The sequence below is a fragment of the Parolsenella sp. LCP21S3_E11 genome (genome assembly GCF_052118165.1).
Lineage (GTDB): Bacteria > Actinomycetota > Coriobacteriia > Coriobacteriales > Atopobiaceae > Parolsenella.
This window is the reverse complement of sequence record NZ_JBQKHS010000001.1, coordinates 481,932-499,033: the sequence shown is the minus strand read 5'-3', so window position 1 is coordinate 499,033 and position 17,102 is coordinate 481,932. Positions and strand designations below refer to the sequence as shown.

The following is a 17,102-nucleotide window of genomic DNA, read 5'->3' as shown; positions in this document are numbered from 1 at the left end:
GGGTTACTCCTCGTCTTCAATCGAGTCCGCGGGGTCATCGTCTTGCTCACCCGCGATGGCATCTTCTGGGGTTGCAGCCGTACCAAGGCAGGCGCCACAACGGCCGAGCTGGCCAAAGTCGCGCAGGCAAGTGCATTCGAGCAACTCGTCGAGGCGGGCGCCGACGAAGTCCGCGAGAATACGTGCGCCCTCTGCCGTTGGGTGGCCATCCGCGTCAGAGAGGAGCTCCTCGCCAAGCTCCGGCTGCACGACCTCATACACCGCGGCGCGCTCCTCAGAGACGCGACGGACGCGTACGCGAGCGACGGCGTCGCCGATGATCTTGCCAATGAAAGGATAGCAGCTACCAGGCACGGACGTCTTTCCCCCAGCAGGTGGAACCATGACGAGAAGCGAGGCATCCGGCCAGAGCGCGTCAACGCGCGAAAGGTACTCGGTGACCTCGCGAGAAACGACTGCGACGGAGGCCCGGCCGTAGCTGTAGTTTGCCCCCAGCGCCACGATCACGACATCCGGGGCGTCAAGACGGTCGAGGCCCACGAGGGCGCTCGGCTGAAAGACCTGGCCTCCGACGCTCTGGTTCACGAGCTCGAGGCCACGCTCGCGAGCGACGATGGAGGGCCAAGAGGCTGCGGGAGAGTCACACACGAAGCCCTGGGCCACGGAGTCGCCGAGAACGAGGAGGCGGCGGGCGGGCACGTCGCGCTCCACCGGGCGCAGGAAGGTGCCGTTTCCGCAGACACGGCCAAGCCTGGCTCCCCTCAGGGCGGGAAGCCACACGCAGACGTGGCTCGCATCCGCAAAGCCCGGAAGCTGGAGAAGGTCGCCTGAGGCGGCACCGGCAGCGAGCTCGAAGGCGACCTCGCTGCCGCGAGTCCCGCGCTCGGCAGGCGGCTCAACCCCGTCGAGCGGAACGTCCGCGAGACGCCTCCCGTCGACGTCCACCGCAAGCGCGTCATGCGCGCCCGGGGCGAGGAGGCCCTTCTCGGTAACACCCGCAAGCACGCGAGACGTCGCCGCGGGCTCCGCATCGAGGGCAATCTCGAGGACGAGCTCGCTCGCGTCTGTCTCGAACTCGAGACGGACGCCCGCACAACATGGCGCCATCTGCCGATAAATGCCGGGATACCATGCGGCGCAGCTACCGAGGGCACGTTCCTGCTCGGGCCAGAAGCGATGCGGGCGCACCCACTTGGCACCCACGTCCTCGAGCCATGCGACGCCACGGACAAGCTCCGATGCCCACGCGGCGCAGACGACCTCGGAGGCATTGGCGGCACGGACGCGAGCGGCCTCCACTACTCCCCCTCCCTCACGTCTGCATACCAGGCCTCGCGATCGTCAAGGCGCAGGATGCCGACGCGGCCGACGGGCCAGCCCGCGGCGGCGGCGCAGTCGATGTCGATGCGATCCGCGACACCGCCCGTCTCGGGCCGGGCGCCGAGCTCGACGATCTTCCCGCGGCCATCCTCCGTCATGAAGTCTGAGGTCATGTCGTCAGAGTGGCGGGAAAGGTAAATCGAAGGCGTATGGCCAGCAACGACGACGGGGCCCATGCCCTGGGAGTCCACGAGGCCGGTGGGCATGCCCCAGAACCAGTCACGCACCCAGAGGAGCTCCTCCTCGTCGCGCTGGGCAAGGTAGTTCTCGAGCACCGCGTGGTCAGAGAGATCGGCCTCGGGGTTGTCCGCACGCCATGCCTGCGAGTCGGCGCTGTTGATGCCAGCATGCGTGAGGATGTAGTCGCGCTCGCCGGCGCGCACCACGTCATAGAGCGGAAGCCCCGCGACCCAGACAAGCACCTCCGCGTACCTCTCGGCATCGAGGGTCTCGAGCTGGGAGGCCGTCGAGGATCCGCCGTTCTGCACCCAGTTCAGCCAGTCGACGAAGTTCGAGGAGTCGAGACGGGCGGTCGAGAACTCGCCGTCAACGGGATCTCCCGTCGCGGCGATGGCATTGAGCATAAGGCGCTCGTGGTTTCCCAGGAGAACGTGCACGCCAGGAATCGAGCGCACGAGCGAGATGACGCCAAGGGGATCCGGCCCGCGATCGACCAGGTCACCGAGCACGTAGACGACGTCACCGTCACCGGGAGCGGCGGCATTGAGTGCCTCGTCCAGCGCGTGGACGTGGCCGTGAATATCGGATGTGACGTAGATCGACATGCTCGCCTCCTCCAAGCATGCTAGCGGCGACGCGGGTGGGCCCTTCGCGAGCCACCCTTTCCACTATGACGCATGCGAACCTTTCTAGCTGCGAGAACACGTCTGCGTGTGGAGCGAGCGCCGATAACAATCACAGAACCGCCACGCGGCCAGACGAGGTTCGGGCGCATGTCCTCGCTCGATGCAGGGGATATGCCCGCACGCGGGCGCGCGGCACCCACACCGGCGAGCCGCACCTCACGGACGAGCTCGGCAAGCGTCGCCTCAGCCCAAGCGCGCTTGAGGCGGCACTCCCAGACCACGAGGACCGTCCATCCGGCGCGAACGAGTTCGTCTACGTCGCGCTCGTCGCGGGCGCGGTTACGCGCGAACTTCTCCTCCCAGAACTCGACGTTGCTCTTGGGCGAGCGCGTCGAGCAGAAGGGGCAGCGATGCCAGAAGCAGCCGTTCACGAAGATGGCGACGCGCTTGCCCGGATAGGACACGTCGGGCTTGCCGGGAGCGGCCTTCCAGTGGAGCCTATAACCGCCAAGGTCCGCCTCACGGAGAGCCGCACGAACCTTGAGCTCGGGCTTCGTGTTCTTCGACTTATTCGCCTGCATGACATGGCGCGTTGCGAGCGAGGTCATGCGTATCCTAGGCGAGCGCGAACAGGAGCTGGAAGAGCGCCCTCTCGGCAGCGACGAGCACGAAGAGGGCGATCATCGGCGAGAAGTCCATGCCACCGATGGGCGGGACGAAACGACGGAAGATTCCCACGTAGGGCTCGACCAAGCTGTTGATCACCGTGGCGACGTCATCGAGGAGGCTGCCATCGCGACGAGGAAACCACGACATGATGCACCAGATGACGACGAGCCACTGATAGAAGTCGACCAGTGACGAAATGACGCGGGCTACCTGATAAACACCCATACGCCTAACCTCTCGCCAGCTCGGCCGTGCGCGCAAGGGCAGCGTCGACGGCGGCATAGGCGCCCTCAGTTAGGGCCGGCTCAAGCTCATAGAGAGCAGCGGCGGTGGTGCCACCAGGCGAGGTCACGCGCTCCATATAGGCACGGGGGTGCTCGCCAGATTTGGCGAGGCTCTCCGCAACGCCGAGCATCGTGGCGTTGACCATCTCGCGAGCGGCGGCGGCAGGCAGACCAGCGCGAACGCCGGCGCGGGTCAGGGCGTCGACCATGAGGGCAAAGTAGGCAGGCGCGCAGCCCACGACGGCACCCTCGGCGTCAAGCTGGTCCTCGCGCATGACCTTGGCGGAGCCAAGCGCAGCGAACATCTCGCGAACGAGCTCGATGTCAGCGGAAGTGGCCGTGCTGCCACCGCAAACGGCGGACGCACCGGAGCGCACGGAAACGGGCAGGTTGGGCATAACGCGGACGACGCGGCACGCGGGAAGCGCGGCCTCAAGCGTCGAGAGCGCCGTGCCAGCGGCAATCGAGACGACGAGCGAGCTGGCGAGCGCGGACGCGCTCTGAGCAAGAAGGGCACCAAGGACCTGCGGCTTCACCGCGAGCACCACGACGTCGGGGTGCTCGGCAAGGAGCGCGTCGGACGTGGCGAGCACGCGCACGCCCGCCTCGGCGGCGAGGGCCTCGAGCTTGGAGGCGTTATGGTCGCAGACGAGGACGCGGGAGCCCCCGATGGCGCCAGCCTCGACGAGGCCGCGCGCGATGGCGCCGCCCATCGAACCGGCGCCGATGACGCCAACCGTGATGCCCGCAAGGGCAGTGTTGTTCTCAGGCATGCAAACTCCAAACATAAGGGCGGCGGCACGCAGCCACCGCCCCGGACAATACAGGCGCGCGGAAAGCTAGCGGGCGAGACCCTCGCGGGTGAGCTTCGCCCTGTCGGTCTCGGAGAGCTCGACGCCCTGCGGAAGCACGACGAAGACGCGGTCTCCGAGCTCCTCGACCGAGCCGTCAATGCCGCAGGCAAGGCCAAAGCTGAAGTCGAGGATGCGCTTGGCGACCTCGATCTTGAGGTTCTTGAAGGAGAGCACCACGGGCTGGTTGGTGCGGACGCGACGAACAACGGTCTGGACGTCGTCATAGCTCGTGGGCTTGAGAACGTACGCCGGGAGCTTGCCGCTCGTGACGCGCGGAACGGCAGTCAGGCCCACGTCACCAGGAGTGTTGCCCGTGGCGCCAAAAACGCCAGGCTGAGTCGCGGGAGGCACGAAGGAGCTGGGCTCATCGGTGTGCGTAGCACCAAGGAAGTCGCGAGGAGCGGCGTCGTCCTTGCGCCAGGAGTCATCCGCGGCACGATACGCGCCGTCGGAGCCGTAGGCGTTGTTGGAGCCATAGACGTCACCGGCGCGACCGAAATCGTCGCCGGAGAGGTGACGGCCGGAACGCGTGTAGACGCTGATGCTGTCAGCGTCCGGACGCGAGGGATTGCCGAGGAGACCGGAGCCTTGCTGCTGCTGGCCGCGGTCAGCGTAGCGATCGCCGCGCTGCGGGGCATCATCGTAGTAGCCCGCATCGCCGTCATACGGCTCGTCGTAGTCGTCGTACTCGTCTTCGTAGTAGTCATCCTGGCGGTTGTCCTGAGGACGGAGATGGTCCTGGACTGCGTCCTTGATGTTGTCAAAAAAGCCCATGGTGTCTCCCATGTCTCGTCTGGGCGCCGAGGTGGCGCCCCCGCGTATGCCTACTTGAGGCCGTACTCGGAGGAAAACGCTATACGTCCAAGTCTAACGAGGGTGGAGCCCTCCTCGACCGCGATTCCAAAATCATCGCTCATTCCGCAGGAAAGAACCGGAAGAGGAAAACCCATGCGCGAGCGCAGGTCGCATGCGAGCTCCCTCGCGCCCGAGAAGGTCGCGCGAGCGGCCTCGGGGTCATGGGCCGGGGCCATCGTCATGAGGCCCTCGAAGGCAAGGCCCTCGAGACCAACGAGCTCCTCCGCCTGCTCGCGAACCTCATCAGGCGAGAAGCCGCCCTTGCTCTCCTCGCCGCTGACGTTGCACTCAAGCAGCGCCGGCATGACGAAGCCGGCACGGACGGCGCGTTCGGACACCGCGCGGGCGAGCTCGAGGCTCGAGATCGACTGGATACGCTCGGCACGGCCCAGCACCTGGTTGATCTTGTTCTTTTGGAGGTTGCCGATCATGTCGAAGCGGGGGGCTTCCACGCCAGCGGCCGCAAAGGCGTCGAGCTTGCGGACGAGCTCCTGCGGTCGGTTCTCGGCAAATGCGTCCCAGCCGGCGCGCATGGCAGCGACGACCTCGCGGGGTCCAACCGTCTTGGAGACCGCAAAGGCCGTAACCTCGCAGAGCTCGCGTCCGGAACGGGAGCACGCCTCCGCGATCTGATCCATGATCCGGGCATGGCGCTCGTCCATGAAGGCTTGGTAGGCGGCCTCGGGCTCGAGGTCCACGACGCTCGCGACAGCGTCCTCGCTACTGGCCATCGCACTCACCCTCAGCCTTCGCGGTCGGCGCGGTCCCATCGTTCTTGAGCTCGGGAATCTGACCCACGAGCTCCTCGTCGACCTGCTTGTCCGCCACGAGGCCGGCACTGCGGGCGGCGTACATCTCGGCGAGGTCATCGTCGTCGAGGTCCTGCAGGTCATCAAGGTTACGACGCTTGCCCGTGAGCAGGAAGACGAGCTTCTCGCCCACTTCGACAGCGTTGTCGGAGATGCGCTCGAGCATGCGGGACGCCATGATGACGCGGCTTGCCGCATCCTTGTCGTCGTCCGGGCCAAGCGTGGAGAGGCGCCTGAAGAACTGCTTGTAGAGATCATCGACCGGCTCGTCGAGAACGGGTAGCGAGGACGCGAGGCGCAGGTCCTCGTTCACGATGGCCATGACGCAGTTCGAGAGGACGCCGTAGACGAGGTGCCCCTCGCCCACGAGAAGGTCGATGAGCTGCGCGGGGACGTCGCGACCGGCGCAGCGCTTCGCGGTCTTGGCGATGTTGCGCACGTGGTTGGACATGCGCGCGAGGTTGAAGTTCGCGTAGATCACGAACTGGATGAGACGAAGGTCGCTCGCGACGGGCTGCTGCGTGGCGATGAGCATGAAGGCCTTCTGCTCGAGGGCAGCGCAGCGGTCATCGAGCCGTCGCGTCTCCGCCTTGACGGCCTTGGCCTTCTCCCTGTTGCCCTCCTCAAGGGCATCGAGCGCCTCGTGGAGCTGAAGGTCGATGTTTGCGTAGATGTAGACGAGCTCCTGGCGAAGCTCGGTGAGCTGGCGATTGAATGCCTCACGCATGGTGTCCTCCTCAGGTGCTTTGGGCCGGATGGTCGCAATCAGCCGAAGCGGCCGGTGATGTAGTCCTCGGTGCGCTGGTCGCTCGGGGAGTTGAAAATCTCGTTCGTGTCGCCGTACTCGACGAGTCCGGCAGGCTCGCCCGCGTGCTCCTGCAGGAAGAAGGCCATGTAGTCAGAGATACGGGCCGCCTGCTGCATGCTGTGGGTGACGATGATGATGGTCATCTCGCTCGAGAGCTCGGCCATGAGGTCCTCGACGCGCTGGACGCTCGTCGGGTCGATGGCGCTGCAGGGCTCGTCCATGAGAAGGACGTCGGGCTGGACGGCGAGGGTGCGCGCGATACAGAGACGCTGCTGCTGGCCACCAGAGAGGGCGAGGCCGTTCTTGTCGAGCTGGTCCGCAACCTCCTTCCAGAGGTTCGAGCGCTTGAGCGACTCCTCCACGATGTCATCGAGGTCACCTTTGCTGGTCACGCCCAAAAGGCGTGGGCCAAAGGCGACGTTCTCGTAGATCGACTTCGGGAAGGGGTTGGGCTGCTGGAAGATCATGCCAACGCGACGGCGAAGGTCGACCGGGTCGACGCCCTCCGCATAGATGTCGGCGCCGTCAAGGGACATGACGCCCGCGGTGTGAGTGCCCTCGATGAGGTCATTCATGCGATTCATGCAGCGCAGGAAGGTCGACTTGCCGCAGCCGGACGGGCCGATGAAGGCCGTGATCTTGTTGGGCGCGACATCCATGGTGACACCGGAGAGCGCGTGGAAGTCTCCGTACCAGAAGCCAAAGTCCTCGACGTGGATGCCCATGCCGCCGTTCTCAGGCGCGTGGCGATAGACGGTCATGCTAGTTTCCCTTCGACTTCGATGCGGAACGACGCGACAGGTAGCGCGCGAACATGTTAAAGGCCAGGATCATCACCATGAGCAGAAGGGCGGTGCCATAGGCGGCTTGCATGTTGATGCCCTCGTTGGCAAGCTGGTACAGGTGGATGGTCATCGGACGGCCGGAGTCAAGCGGCGTGAGGGGCAGGTTGATCGCCTGGCCCATCGTGTAGAGCACGACGGCCGTCTCGCCGATGGCGCGGCCGATGGCGAGGACGATGCCCGTGGCGATCCGCGGGAAGGCGCTCGGAAGAACGATCTTGGAGACGACCTGCCACTTCGTGGAGCCGAGGCCATAGGCGCCCCAGCGGATGTAGCGGGGCACCGAGCGAATAGCCTCCTCCGTGGTGCGCATGACGATTGGGAGCATCATGAGCGCGAGGGCGAGGGCGGCGGAGAGCATCGAGAGCCCAAAGCCCATCGCCTCGACGAAGAGCGCGTAGCCGAAGAGGCCCATCACGATGGACGGGACGGACGAGAGCGTGTCTGCGGCGTAGCGGATGAAGGTGACGAGACGACCCTGCTTCGCGTACTCCGCGAGGTAGACTGCCGCGAGGACGGCGATCGGCACGCAGATGAGCATGGCGAGCGCCGTGACGTAGAGGGTCGAGACGATCGTCGGGAAGATGCCGCCCTCCGCGTTAACGCCCTCGGGCCAGCCAAAGATGAAATCGAGCGACATCACGGGCAGACCGTTCACGGCAACGAAGCCGATGATGAGGACGAGAACCGCCGTCGCGATGACGCCCGCGGCGCGGAAGACGCCGATCATAAGGTCATTCGTGCGGTTCTTGTTCGAGCCGCCGGCAGAGGAGGAACCCTGGGCAAGAAGGCGCTTGATACGGGCGCGGCTGCCCTCTCGGGGCTCCGTGACGACGCCGGTAACGGGAGTGACGTCATCGCCGGTGAGGACCTGCACGGGCGCGTGCTCCGCGGGATCCTCGGGATGGTCGAACGAGATGCCGCCGGCGGCGACGGCCGCGCGGTCCGCGGCCTTGGCACGGCGATGCTTCGAGCGTCCGCGGCCATCCTCCCTCATGCTCGACATCTTGCGAACGATGCCCACGAGCGCCGCGGAGATGATGAACAGCACGCAACCCATGCCAAACAGAGCGCTCCTGTGGAGGCCGCTCGAGTAGCCCATGTCAAGCGCGACCTGGCTCGTGAGCGTGGAAAGCGGGCTTGCGATGCCGGCAGGGATGACGGGCGCATTGCCCACGACCATGAGGACGGCCATCGTCTCGCCGATGGCGCGACCCATACCGAGGACCACGGCGTTCACGATGCCCATCTTCGCCGCGGGAAGGACGACCTTGTAGATGGTCTGCCAGCGCGTGGCGCCCATCGCGAAGCTCGCCTCGCGAATGCCCATGGGGATGGAGCGCAGCGCGTCCATCGTGAGCGTGGTGATGGTGGGCACGATCATGATGGCGAGCACGAGCCAGACCGTGAGGGCGCCGAAGCCCAGGCCACCCGTGATCTTGGCCACGATCGGGCGGAGGATGACGAGGCCGAAGAAGCCGTAGACGACGGACGGCACGCCGGCGAGCAGGTCAACGGCGGTGCTGACGACGCTCGCGAGCTTCTTGCCGGCAATCTCCGTCAGGAAGACCGCGCAGCCCACGGCAAGGGGCACGCCAAGGGCAAGGGAGCCCACCGTGACGATGCCAGAGCCGGCGAGCAGGGCAAGGATGCCGTAGTGGCCCTCTGTGGGAGCCCAGCTGAGGCTGAAGAAGTCTCCAAGCCCGATCTGGGTGATGACCGGGATCGCCTTCCAGAAGGTGAAGATGAAAATGAGGATGACGGCCAAGACCGCAACGCACGCGCAGGCGAGGAAGAGGTTCTTGAGGGCAGTCTCCTTCATGCGCGTGGCGCGCGTCACCTGTTTCAGGCTCGCGGTCTGCTGAGACGGGGCGCTGGTGGTGTCGCTCACTTGCCCTCACTCCCCTCTCCCTGCATCTGGTGGGCGGGGATGTAGCCCGCGTCGCGGATGGTGTCGTTCATGGCATCGGAGAGGACGTAGGAGATGTAGTCATAGGCGGCGCCCTGCGGGTCTCCGTTGGTGAAGAAGTAGAGGTCGCGCGAGATGGGATAAGACCCGTCCTCGACGTTCTCCTCCGTCGCCTCGACGCCGTCGATTGTCAGGGAGCTCACGGAGGTGCTGGCGAAGTCGTTGTCGACAAAGCCGATGGAGATGTAGCCGATGGCACCGGGCGTGCGGCTCACGACATCGCGGACCTGCCCCGTGCCGGGGAGAACCGCGGCGGTGCGGTCGAACGAGACGTCGCCCATGACAATCGTGCGGAACGCCTCGCGAGTGCCGGAGGCCTCATCGCGGTTCACGACCTGAATGGCGAGATCAGGACCGCCGACCTCACTCCAGTTGCGAATCTTTCCGGCATAGATGTCTCGGAGCTGCTCGGTGGTGAGGTCCTTGACCGGGTTCTCCGGGCTCACGATGACGGCGATGCCGTCATGCGCGATGACCGTCTCGACAAGCTCGTGCTCGGACTCCTCCGCCGTAAGCTGGCGGCTCGAGGTGGCGATATCCGCAGTGCCGTTGGAGACCGCCTCGATGCCGGCAGAGGAACCAAGACCGCTCACGAGCACGTTCGTGCCCGTGTTGGCCTCGAAATCCTCGGCAGCCATCTCGGCGATGGGAAGCACCGTGGTGGAACCCGCGACGGTCAGCGTCTCGGACGCGGAGGAATCCGCGCAACCCGAGAGCGCGAGCGCGCCCACAAGGGCGAGCGTTGCCGTTACGAGAGGTAGGCGATAGCAGCGTGACGACCGCATAGCCCCCCTTCCGCTCGATACGAAAAGAAACGACCGGTGTTGGCGGCCGTGGAAACGCACGAATCCACGAGGTTGGCGGCAGGAAGGCCGGCATCCCCGAGGGCACACACTATGGCTGCGGACAAGTCGAGGTTCGAGTTCGTCGAGGCAGCATGAACCATGCTACCAAACTCATCCACGAAGGTCTGCAGCAGCTCGGGTGACACCTCGTAGTCCTCGCCAAGGATGTGCGGGCCGACGTAGGCATAGACCTCGTCCGGGCGAGCGTTCGCCTCGCGGCAGAGAATGCCGAGGGCCTTGGCGGAGATGCGCGCGAGCGTCCCGCGCCAGCCGGAGTGGATGATCGCGAACGCCCCGGGCGCCACGAGCACAACCGGGACGCAGTCCGCAAAGCACAGGAGCACGGGAACGCCGGGGACCGTGCAGACGATGGCGTCCGCCCCCTCGAGCGCCTCGAAGCGGGCGGCCTCGATGGCCTCTGGCGCGGCGTCGCGAATGACGACCACATTGTCCCCGTGGACCTGCTTGGGCTCCACGAGGTTGTCGGCGATGCGCGCGGCCCCCACGGCGGCGAGCGCACGCGCGCGGTTCTCCGCGACGTCCGCTGGGTCATCGCCGCAGCGAGACCCCAGGTTCAGGCTCGCGAACTGGCCTTTTGAGACTCCACCCTCACGCTCGGTAAACGCGAACGTGACCCCGCCCGGGCGATCGGTATCGCCGAGCAGGGTCACGCCGTTCGAGACGTACCGGGTGAGCGAAGGGCTCGTCATTACAGGCGGCCACGCTTCAGGAAGTCAGGAATGTCGAACTCCTTGCTGCCCGTGGTGCTCGCGGCAGGGCGGGCGGGAGCGGCAGCGGGGGCCGGGGCCGAGGTCTCGACCGCAGCGGGAGCGCGGAAGTCACCGAGGAGGGACGGCTGCTGGGAGGCATCGGCGAAGCCGGTGGCGATGACGGTGATGCGGACCTGATCGCCCAGGCTCTCGTCGACCGTGGTTCCGAAGATGATGTTGGCCTCGGGGTCAACGTTGGAAGCGACGAGGTCTGCGGCGTCGGAGATCTCGGTGATGCCGAGGTCCTTGTTGCCGGCGATGGAGAGCAGGACGCGGGTGGCACCGTCGACGGAGCTCTCGAGCAGGCGGCTGGAGATGGCCTCCTGGGCGGCGTCGGTGGCGCGGTTGTCGCCAGAGGCCATGCCGATGCCCATCATGGCCGTGCCAGAGCCGCGCATGATCGTGCAGACGTCAGCGAAGTCGAGGTTGATGAGGCCCGGGACGGTGATGAGGTCCGTGATGCCCTGCGTGCCCTGGCACAGGACGTCGTCCGCCATGCGGAAGGCCTCGAGCATGGTCGTCTTCTTCTCGGCGAGGTCGAGGAGGCGGTCATTCGGGATGACGATGAGGGTGTCGACGTTCTCAGAGAGGTTCTCGACGCCGCTAAGGGCGCTGGCGGTGCGCTTGCGGCCCTCGAAGGTGAACGGCTTGGTGACGACGGCGATGGTGAGGGCGCCCACGTCGTTCTTGGCGATGTCAGCGACAACGGGGGCAGCGCCGGTGCCGGTGCCGCCGCCCTCGCCCGCGGTGATGAAGACCATGTCGGCGCCGGCAAGGGCGGCCTTGATCTCGTCACGGGAGTCCTCGGCGGCCTGAGCGCCGACCTCGGGGTTGGCGCCAGCGCCAAGGCCCTTGGTAATGTCGGTGCCGATGTGGACCTTCACGTCCGCGTCAGACATGGCGAGAGCCTGTGCATCGGTGTTGACAGCCACGAACTCGACGCCGCGGATGCCCTCCTCGATCATGCGGTTGACGGCGTTGGTGCCGCCACCGCCGACTCCGACAACCTTGATGACGGCGAGGTAGTTGCTGAGGGTATCGGTGGCGCTCATGGTTCCTCCTTGCGTGGCAGTGCTTGTTGTGGTCGTTCTTCTGTGGGCGGGGCCCGTCTTAGTGGCGCTGTGTTTAGCCATATTCTTCAAACTCTCAAGCTCAGGTTTAGCTCTACCCGAAAGGTAAAGCGGCACATACTGTCATATATGGCGCTCCCCTGTCAACAAATTGTTGGCGTTTTTTCACGCGAACTGCAGATTGGGACCGCTGGCGGTAGCGATGTTATTCCTCGTCCGCCCCCGCATCTTCGTACTGGCCAGAGTCTCCGGCGGAGTCACCATCCGAGCCGTCGCCGGCATCCTCGCCGGAGTCATCGCTCGAGGAAGAGGTTGTCGCCGGCGTGGACTCGGCCGTAATCTGCGCCACGGTGCTGGCGGCGCCAGAAAGCGTGGTGCCATCCGCGACCTTGCGGTAGGTGGGCTTGCTCGGGACGCGAACGTTGACGTAGGTGAGCTGATCGCCGTAGTTCGCCATGATCTCGCTCAGAGCCTGGGCCTTTGCGGAGACATCGTTCGCCGCGCCAAGGGAGACCTCGAGACCGCTCTTGAGAACGACGGAAATGCTTCCGGAGCTCGCGGCGTAGAAGACCTGAGCCTCGGAGCTGATGGAATCCGGGAGCTGGCTCTGGTAGGTCAGGACATCAAGGATGGGGTCATCGGTCGAGGGCGCGCCCTGCGCGGGGTTGACCGTGGCCGGCACGTTGGCGATGAGCAGGCAGCCCATCTCCTGCGCACGGGCGAGGGCGAGCTGGACGACGTCCTCCCCGGAAGAGGTATCGAGTTGCACGGGCTCGATCCAGACGCCGTCGTCACCAAGCGCCCACACGCTCGTACCGCCGCCAATGACGACGAGCGCGGCAACCGAACGCTCCTCGACGGAGACCCCGAGCGTATCCGGGAACTCGCGCTTGATGATGACGCGCTTGACCCAGGGATTCTTCGAGACCTTCTCCGTGATCTGGGAGGTGTCGACGTTGAGCAGCGTCGTCCCCTCCTCGACGGAGGCGAGCTTGGCGATCTGGGACTCGCTCACGTGCTCGGACGCCGTGGCGTTGATGCCGGTGATCACGAAGACCGGCAGCTGCGCCAAGACGAGAAGCACGATCAGCGAGACAAGAGCGAGGCCGGCGACGATGCCCGCGCCAACGGCAACCCTGCGCACATTGACGTTGCCGCCCGAGCCCCCATCGCGCCCGCGCAGTACCTCGCGAGACGATGATGAGGGCGTCTTGGGGCGCGAGGCCGGGGTATTGAGCTTGCCGCGACCACCCGCCTTGGAGCCCGCCGGAGCGCCGGGGGCGACTCTGGGGGTCACTCGCGCCTTGGGACGCGCGGACGCCAGCCCAGAGGCCGGGCGACCCGATCCTGTGCGCGAAGCTATCTTTGAGGAGCCACGCGGCGTGGCGACGCGACCGCGCGCGCTACGACGTGAAGCCGAGGAACTTAACTTCCGGTTGGAGGTCGACACCCGTTGCCTCCCTCACCCTGTCATGCATCGCCCTCATGACGGCCAGGACGTCGGCCGCGGTGGCGGTGCCGTTGTTTACGACGAAGTTTGCGTGCACGTCAGAGATCTGAGCGCCGCCGGAGGAGTATCCCTTGAGGCCGCATGCCTCGACGAGCTGGGCCGCACCCCTGTCTCCGGGAGGATTCCTGAAGACCGAGCCGCAGCAGGGCTTGCCCATGGGCTGCGTCGCGCGCCTGCGCGCGAGGAGCTGCTCCATCTGGGCGGTGATCTCAGCGCGGTCACCGGGGTCGAGGGCGAGCGTCGCCTCGAGGACGATGTCCGCGCCGCCAAGGCTCGTCCAACGATAGCCCCACTCGACGTCGGTGCCCCAGACGCGCATGAGGCCCCTTCCGGGACGGAAGACCACGAGGCTCTCGATGCGACGGCCGATCCACTCGCGACGCGTGCCCGCGTCCATGGAGACGGCGCCACCAAGCGTGCCCGGGATGCCGCAGGCGAACTCCAGGCCCGACATCGACGCCTTCGTCGCCGCGGTCACCACGCGCGAAAGCGGGACGGCAGCACCCGCGACGATCTTGTTGTCCTCCGCCAGGACCTCGATGCGGGAGAACTCGCGACCGAGGACGATGACGCAGCCGTCAAAGCCGGCGTCCGAGACGAGCAGGTTTGAGCCCTTGCCCATGACGACCCACTCGACGCCCTGGGCGCCGAGGACCTCGATCACGCGAGAGAGGGCCGCTGGCGTGTGGCAGACGGCGAGCATCGCCGCGGGACCACCGATTCGATACGTCGTGCGGTGCGCGAGGCGCTCGCCGCGAGTGATATCCGCGTCGACGGCGCCGGAGAGTGTGAGATATGCGTTAGCCAGACTCAAGCGCAGCCCCTAGGCCTCGTTCTTGGCCTCGATGAACGTCGGACCCACGAGGGTGACGTCACCGGCGCCCATGGTCAGGAGGATGTCACCGGGACGGACCTCCTCGACGAGGCGCGCCATGAGCTCACGACGGTTAGGGACGTAGTTCACCTCGGCGACATGGCCGTTCTCCCTGACGGAGTTGGCGACGGTCTTGCCGGAGATGCCGGGGATCGGCATCTCGCCCGCGGAGAAGACGTCCATCACGAAGAGGACATCGGCATTGTCGAAGGCGCGGCCGAACTGCTCCGCCAGGGCCTGGGTGCGCGTGTAGCGGTGCGGTTGGAAGACGACGACCACGCGGTCATAGTCGAGGCCAGAGGCGGCGGAGAGGGTCGCGGCGACCTCCGTGGGGTGGTGGCCGTAGTCATCGACGACGGTGATGCCGTCCACGTCGCCGACGTGGGTGAAGCGGCGCTTGACGCCGGCGAAGGTGGAGAGGGCGGCAGCGGCCTTCTCGATGTCGAGGCCGAGGACGTCCGCCACGGCGATGGCGGCGGTGGCGTTCAGCATGTTGTGACGGCCGGGGTTGGCCTTGATGACGACCTTGACCTCGGCGCCAGAGGGGGTCTTCACCGTGAGATGGCTCTCGATGGAGTGGTGCGTCGGCTCGGGGACGCAGACGTAGTCGAACTCCCCATCGCCCTCGAAGCCATACGTGGCGACCTTGCGGCCGCAGGAGGCGGCGACCCTACGCACGCGCTCGGACTCACCACAGGCGACGACCCAGCCGTCTTCGCCCACGGAACCCATGAACTGGCCGAAGGTGTTCTCGAGGTTCTCGATGGTGCCGTAGTGGTCGAGGTGGTCCGCCTCGATGTTGGTGACCACGACGACGGTCGGATCAAAGAAGAGGAACGAGCCGTCGGACTCGTCGGCCTCGGCCACGTAGAACTCGGACTTGCCGCTGTGAGCGCTCGTGTCGTAGCCCTCGACGAAGCCGCCGATGAGGAACGACGGGTCGAGCTCCATGCGGTCAAGCATGGTGGTGACCATGGAAGACGTGGTGGTCTTGCCGTGGGTGCCGGAAACCGCGATGGTCTTGTGGCCGAGAGAGAGGGCGGGGAGCATCTTGGCGCGCGGCCAGACGTCGATGCCAAGTTCGCGCGCGCGGATGACCTCGGGGTTAGACTCCGGAATGGCCGTCGAGATAACGACGACGTCAGGGTTCACGGCGTCGATCGTGGCGGCGTCATGGCCAACGTGGACCTCGATGCCGGCAGCCTCGAGCTCGCGGACGTAGCGAGAGCTCTTGAGGTCGCTGCCGGTGACGTGAATGCCACGCTCGTGGAGGACGAGCGCGATGCCGCTCATGCCGGCACCACCAATGCCGATGATGTGGACGCGCTCGAACGGAAGCTTCTCAGAAGTGGTTGCCATGCGATGGCTCCCCTCTTGTTTGTGGCGGCGATAGCCGCACCTGTCCGCATGCCATAAGACACGCGTTGGATTCGCATACAGCTCTTTAGTTTAGCCCAGCCCCACGGTCGCGTGTGCAAGCATGCCCGTCTTCATCAGGAACGCCAAAGGCCGAGGCGCTGCAGGCCCTCGGCACCTCGGCCTCTGGGCATGCGACGCCTCGGACTTGCAAATGGCAACGACGTAAGCTGGAGCGAGCTCAAGGTACGCGCCGGCACAACTCTGTCCGCGGGACCTAGGCGCGCGCGACGGCCTCGAGCTCGTCGGCGAGCTTGACGGCGGCACGATCCTGGGCAAGGCCCCGGGCGCGCTCGCGCATGGCGCCGCGCTCCTGCGCATCCGTCACGAGCGTAAGGAGCTTCTCGGCAAACGCCTCGCCGGAGACCTCCTCATCGGTGAAGAGCACCGCGGCGCCCGCGTCGGTGAGGTAGCGGGCGTTCGTGGTCTGGTGGTCCGCCGTGGCGAAGGGATATGGAACGAGCACGGAGGGTACGCCGAGAGCGGCAATCTCCGCGATGGATGAGGCGCCGGCACGCGAGAGCACGAGGTCCGCGGAGGCGAGCACGTCTCCCATGTTGTCGATGTAGGGAAGAAGGCGCCAGCGCCTGGCCTGATCCTCCGTGAGCGCGAGGGCCTCCGCGGCGGCGTCATAGCCGCCCTTGCCCGTCGACTGCACGACATAGAGTCCGTCAACCGCAAGCAGGCGCTCCTTGAGGGCCGCCATGCCCTCGTTGAGGGTGCGCGCGCCAAGGCTGCCACCAAAGACGAGCAGCAGTGTGGCGTCGGCGGGGATGTCAAGCGCCTCACGGCCGGCCCCGCGCGAGCCCGCGATGACGCTCCTGCGAACGGGGTTGCCCGTGAGCACCACGAGCTCGGGCTTGTCCGCACGGGCGAAGACCTCGCGCGCGGCGGGCACGGATATGCAGACGCGCTCCGCGTGAGCCGCCATCATCTTGTTGGCAAGCCCCGGAACGGAGTTCTGCTCGTGAAGCAGATAGGGTACGTGAGCGTCCTTGCACCAGCCCAGGAGCGGAACCTCGACGTAGGCGCCAAATCCGCAGGCGACATCGGGCGCGCCCTGCGCGCGGAAGAGCTTGCCGAGGGCCCTCTTCGCGGACCAGACGCGATAGAGCGACGTAAGCGCGGTCCAGGGGCGAGAGCGGTCAAAGCCCGTGACCTCGACGGGCACGAGATCGAAGCCCGCGGCTGGCACGAGCGTGCCCTCGAGCTTGGAGGGGCGGCCATAGAAGGTCACTTCGTGTCCGCGGTCGCGAAGCTCCTCCGCGAGCGCAAGCGCCGGATTGATGTGGCCAGCCGTACCGCCTGCCGCAATCGCGATCCTGAGCTTGTCTGCCATCG

The 17,102-nt window shown here is 66.2% G+C and carries 17 protein-coding genes; all 17 read right to left on the bottom strand.

Going from position 1 to position 17,102, the window contains the following annotated elements; genetic code table 11:
* Positions 1-3: 3 nt before the first annotated feature.
* On the bottom strand, positions 4-1,299 hold the full coding sequence (locus ACTQ1Z_RS02110; RefSeq protein WP_441858383.1) for an SGNH/GDSL hydrolase family protein: 1,296 nt from the start codon (positions 1,297-1,299) through the stop codon (positions 4-6).
* Positions 1,299-2,165 carry a metallophosphoesterase gene (locus ACTQ1Z_RS02105; protein ID WP_320679061.1) on the bottom strand — a complete coding sequence of 289 codons (867 nt, stop codon included), beginning with the start codon at positions 2,163-2,165 and terminating at the stop codon, positions 1,299-1,301. Before ACTQ1Z_RS02105 ends, ACTQ1Z_RS02110 begins: the two co-directional genes overlap by 1 nt.
* A 20-nt stretch (positions 2,166-2,185) precedes the next feature.
* Positions 2,186-2,794, bottom strand: coding sequence for a very short patch repair endonuclease (locus ACTQ1Z_RS02100; protein WP_441858381.1), 609 nt, complete (start codon positions 2,792-2,794; stop codon positions 2,186-2,188).
* 7 nt (positions 2,795-2,801) lie between these two features.
* Positions 2,802-3,080: a YggT family protein gene (locus tag ACTQ1Z_RS02095; RefSeq protein WP_293815212.1), complete on the bottom strand. Its 279-nt coding sequence runs from the start codon at positions 3,078-3,080 to the stop codon at positions 2,802-2,804.
* Positions 3,081-3,084: 4 nt separating this feature from the next.
* On the bottom strand, positions 3,085-3,912 hold the full coding sequence (gene proC, locus ACTQ1Z_RS02090) for a pyrroline-5-carboxylate reductase (RefSeq protein WP_441858379.1): 828 nt from the start codon (positions 3,910-3,912) through the stop codon (positions 3,085-3,087).
* Between the two features lie 66 nt (positions 3,913-3,978).
* Positions 3,979-4,767, bottom strand: coding sequence for a cell division protein SepF (locus tag ACTQ1Z_RS02085; RefSeq protein ID WP_320679056.1), 789 nt, complete (start codon positions 4,765-4,767; stop codon positions 3,979-3,981).
* A 50-nt stretch (positions 4,768-4,817) separates the two neighbouring features.
* Positions 4,818-5,579, bottom strand: coding sequence for a YggS family pyridoxal phosphate-dependent enzyme (locus ACTQ1Z_RS02080; RefSeq protein ID WP_441858377.1), 762 nt, complete (start codon positions 5,577-5,579; stop codon positions 4,818-4,820).
* Positions 5,569-6,384, bottom strand: a complete 816-nt coding sequence (locus ACTQ1Z_RS02075; protein WP_441858375.1) for a phosphate signaling complex PhoU family protein — start codon at positions 6,382-6,384, stop codon at positions 5,569-5,571. The genes ACTQ1Z_RS02080 and ACTQ1Z_RS02075 overlap by 11 nt, the downstream gene beginning before the upstream one ends.
* Before the next feature lie 38 nt (positions 6,385-6,422).
* Positions 6,423-7,226 (bottom strand): phosphate ABC transporter ATP-binding protein PstB, encoded by an 804-nt coding sequence (gene pstB / locus ACTQ1Z_RS02070; protein ID WP_320679052.1) that lies wholly within the window; start codon positions 7,224-7,226, stop codon positions 6,423-6,425.
* 1 nt (position 7,227) lies between these two features.
* Positions 7,228-9,198, bottom strand: a complete 1,971-nt coding sequence (gene pstA / locus ACTQ1Z_RS02065; protein WP_441858373.1) for a phosphate ABC transporter permease PstA — start codon at positions 9,196-9,198, stop codon at positions 7,228-7,230.
* The gene (locus ACTQ1Z_RS02060; RefSeq protein WP_441858371.1) at positions 9,195-10,061 is read right to left on the bottom strand and encodes a phosphate ABC transporter substrate-binding protein; all 867 of its coding nucleotides are present in this window, start codon (positions 10,059-10,061) and stop codon (positions 9,195-9,197) included. Before ACTQ1Z_RS02060 ends, pstA begins: the two co-directional genes overlap by 4 nt.
* Entirely contained in the window at positions 10,025-10,831 is an 807-nt protein-coding gene (locus tag ACTQ1Z_RS02055; protein ID WP_320679047.1) for a polyphenol oxidase family protein, read from the bottom strand. Before ACTQ1Z_RS02055 ends, ACTQ1Z_RS02060 begins: the two co-directional genes overlap by 37 nt.
* On the bottom strand, positions 10,831-11,943 hold the full coding sequence (ftsZ, locus tag ACTQ1Z_RS02050; RefSeq protein WP_320679045.1) for a cell division protein FtsZ: 1,113 nt from the start codon (positions 11,941-11,943) through the stop codon (positions 10,831-10,833). Before ftsZ ends, ACTQ1Z_RS02055 begins: the two co-directional genes overlap by 1 nt.
* Before the next feature lie 223 nt (positions 11,944-12,166).
* Positions 12,167-13,258: a cell division protein FtsQ/DivIB gene (locus tag ACTQ1Z_RS02045; protein WP_320679044.1), complete on the bottom strand. Its 1,092-nt coding sequence runs from the start codon at positions 13,256-13,258 to the stop codon at positions 12,167-12,169.
* Between the two features lie 106 nt (positions 13,259-13,364).
* A complete protein-coding gene (gene murB / locus ACTQ1Z_RS02040; protein WP_441858368.1) occupies positions 13,365-14,285 on the bottom strand; it encodes a UDP-N-acetylmuramate dehydrogenase in 921 nt (306 codons plus the stop codon).
* Positions 14,286-14,294: 9 nt separating this feature from the next.
* The gene (gene murC / locus ACTQ1Z_RS02035) at positions 14,295-15,704 is read right to left on the bottom strand and encodes a UDP-N-acetylmuramate--L-alanine ligase (RefSeq protein ID WP_441858366.1); all 1,410 of its coding nucleotides are present in this window, start codon (positions 15,702-15,704) and stop codon (positions 14,295-14,297) included.
* A gap of 274 nt (positions 15,705-15,978) precedes the next feature.
* On the bottom strand, positions 15,979-17,100 hold the full coding sequence (locus ACTQ1Z_RS02030) for a UDP-N-acetylglucosamine--N-acetylmuramyl-(pentapeptide) pyrophosphoryl-undecaprenol N-acetylglucosamine transferase (RefSeq protein ID WP_441858364.1): 1,122 nt from the start codon (positions 17,098-17,100) through the stop codon (positions 15,979-15,981).
* Positions 17,101-17,102 lie beyond the last annotated feature (2 nt).

What these genes read in the sequence shown, in the direction of transcription:
- ACTQ1Z_RS02105 (WP_320679061.1), bottom strand. Translation starts at nt 2,165, where the DNA reads ATGTCGATCTACGTCACATCCGATATTCACGGCCACGTCCACGCGCTG.
- ACTQ1Z_RS02100 (WP_441858381.1), bottom strand. Translation starts at nt 2,794, where the DNA reads ATGACCTCGCTCGCAACGCGCCATGTCATGCAGGCGAATAAGTCGAAG.
- ACTQ1Z_RS02095 (WP_293815212.1), bottom strand. Translation starts at nt 3,080, where the DNA reads ATGGGTGTTTATCAGGTAGCCCGCGTCATTTCGTCACTGGTCGACTTC.
- proC (WP_441858379.1), bottom strand. Translation starts at nt 3,912, where the DNA reads ATGCCTGAGAACAACACTGCCCTTGCGGGCATCACGGTTGGCGTCATC.
- ACTQ1Z_RS02085 (WP_320679056.1), bottom strand. Translation starts at nt 4,767, where the DNA reads ATGGGCTTTTTTGACAACATCAAGGACGCAGTCCAGGACCATCTCCGT.
- ACTQ1Z_RS02080 (WP_441858377.1), bottom strand. Translation starts at nt 5,579, where the DNA reads ATGGCCAGTAGCGAGGACGCTGTCGCGAGCGTCGTGGACCTCGAGCCC.
- ACTQ1Z_RS02075 (WP_441858375.1), bottom strand. Translation starts at nt 6,384, where the DNA reads ATGCGTGAGGCATTCAATCGCCAGCTCACCGAGCTTCGCCAGGAGCTC.
- pstB (WP_320679052.1), bottom strand. Translation starts at nt 7,226, where the DNA reads ATGACCGTCTATCGCCACGCGCCTGAGAACGGCGGCATGGGCATCCAC.
- ACTQ1Z_RS02060 (WP_441858371.1), bottom strand. Translation starts at nt 10,061, where the DNA reads ATGCGGTCGTCACGCTGCTATCGCCTACCTCTCGTAACGGCAACGCTC.
- ACTQ1Z_RS02055 (WP_320679047.1), bottom strand. Translation starts at nt 10,831, where the DNA reads ATGACGAGCCCTTCGCTCACCCGGTACGTCTCGAACGGCGTGACCCTG.
- ftsZ (WP_320679045.1), bottom strand. Translation starts at nt 11,943, where the DNA reads ATGAGCGCCACCGATACCCTCAGCAACTACCTCGCCGTCATCAAGGTT.
- murC (WP_441858366.1), bottom strand. Translation starts at nt 15,704, where the DNA reads ATGGCAACCACTTCTGAGAAGCTTCCGTTCGAGCGCGTCCACATCATC.
- ACTQ1Z_RS02030 (WP_441858364.1), bottom strand. Translation starts at nt 17,100, where the DNA reads ATGGCAGACAAGCTCAGGATCGCGATTGCGGCAGGCGGTACGGCTGGC.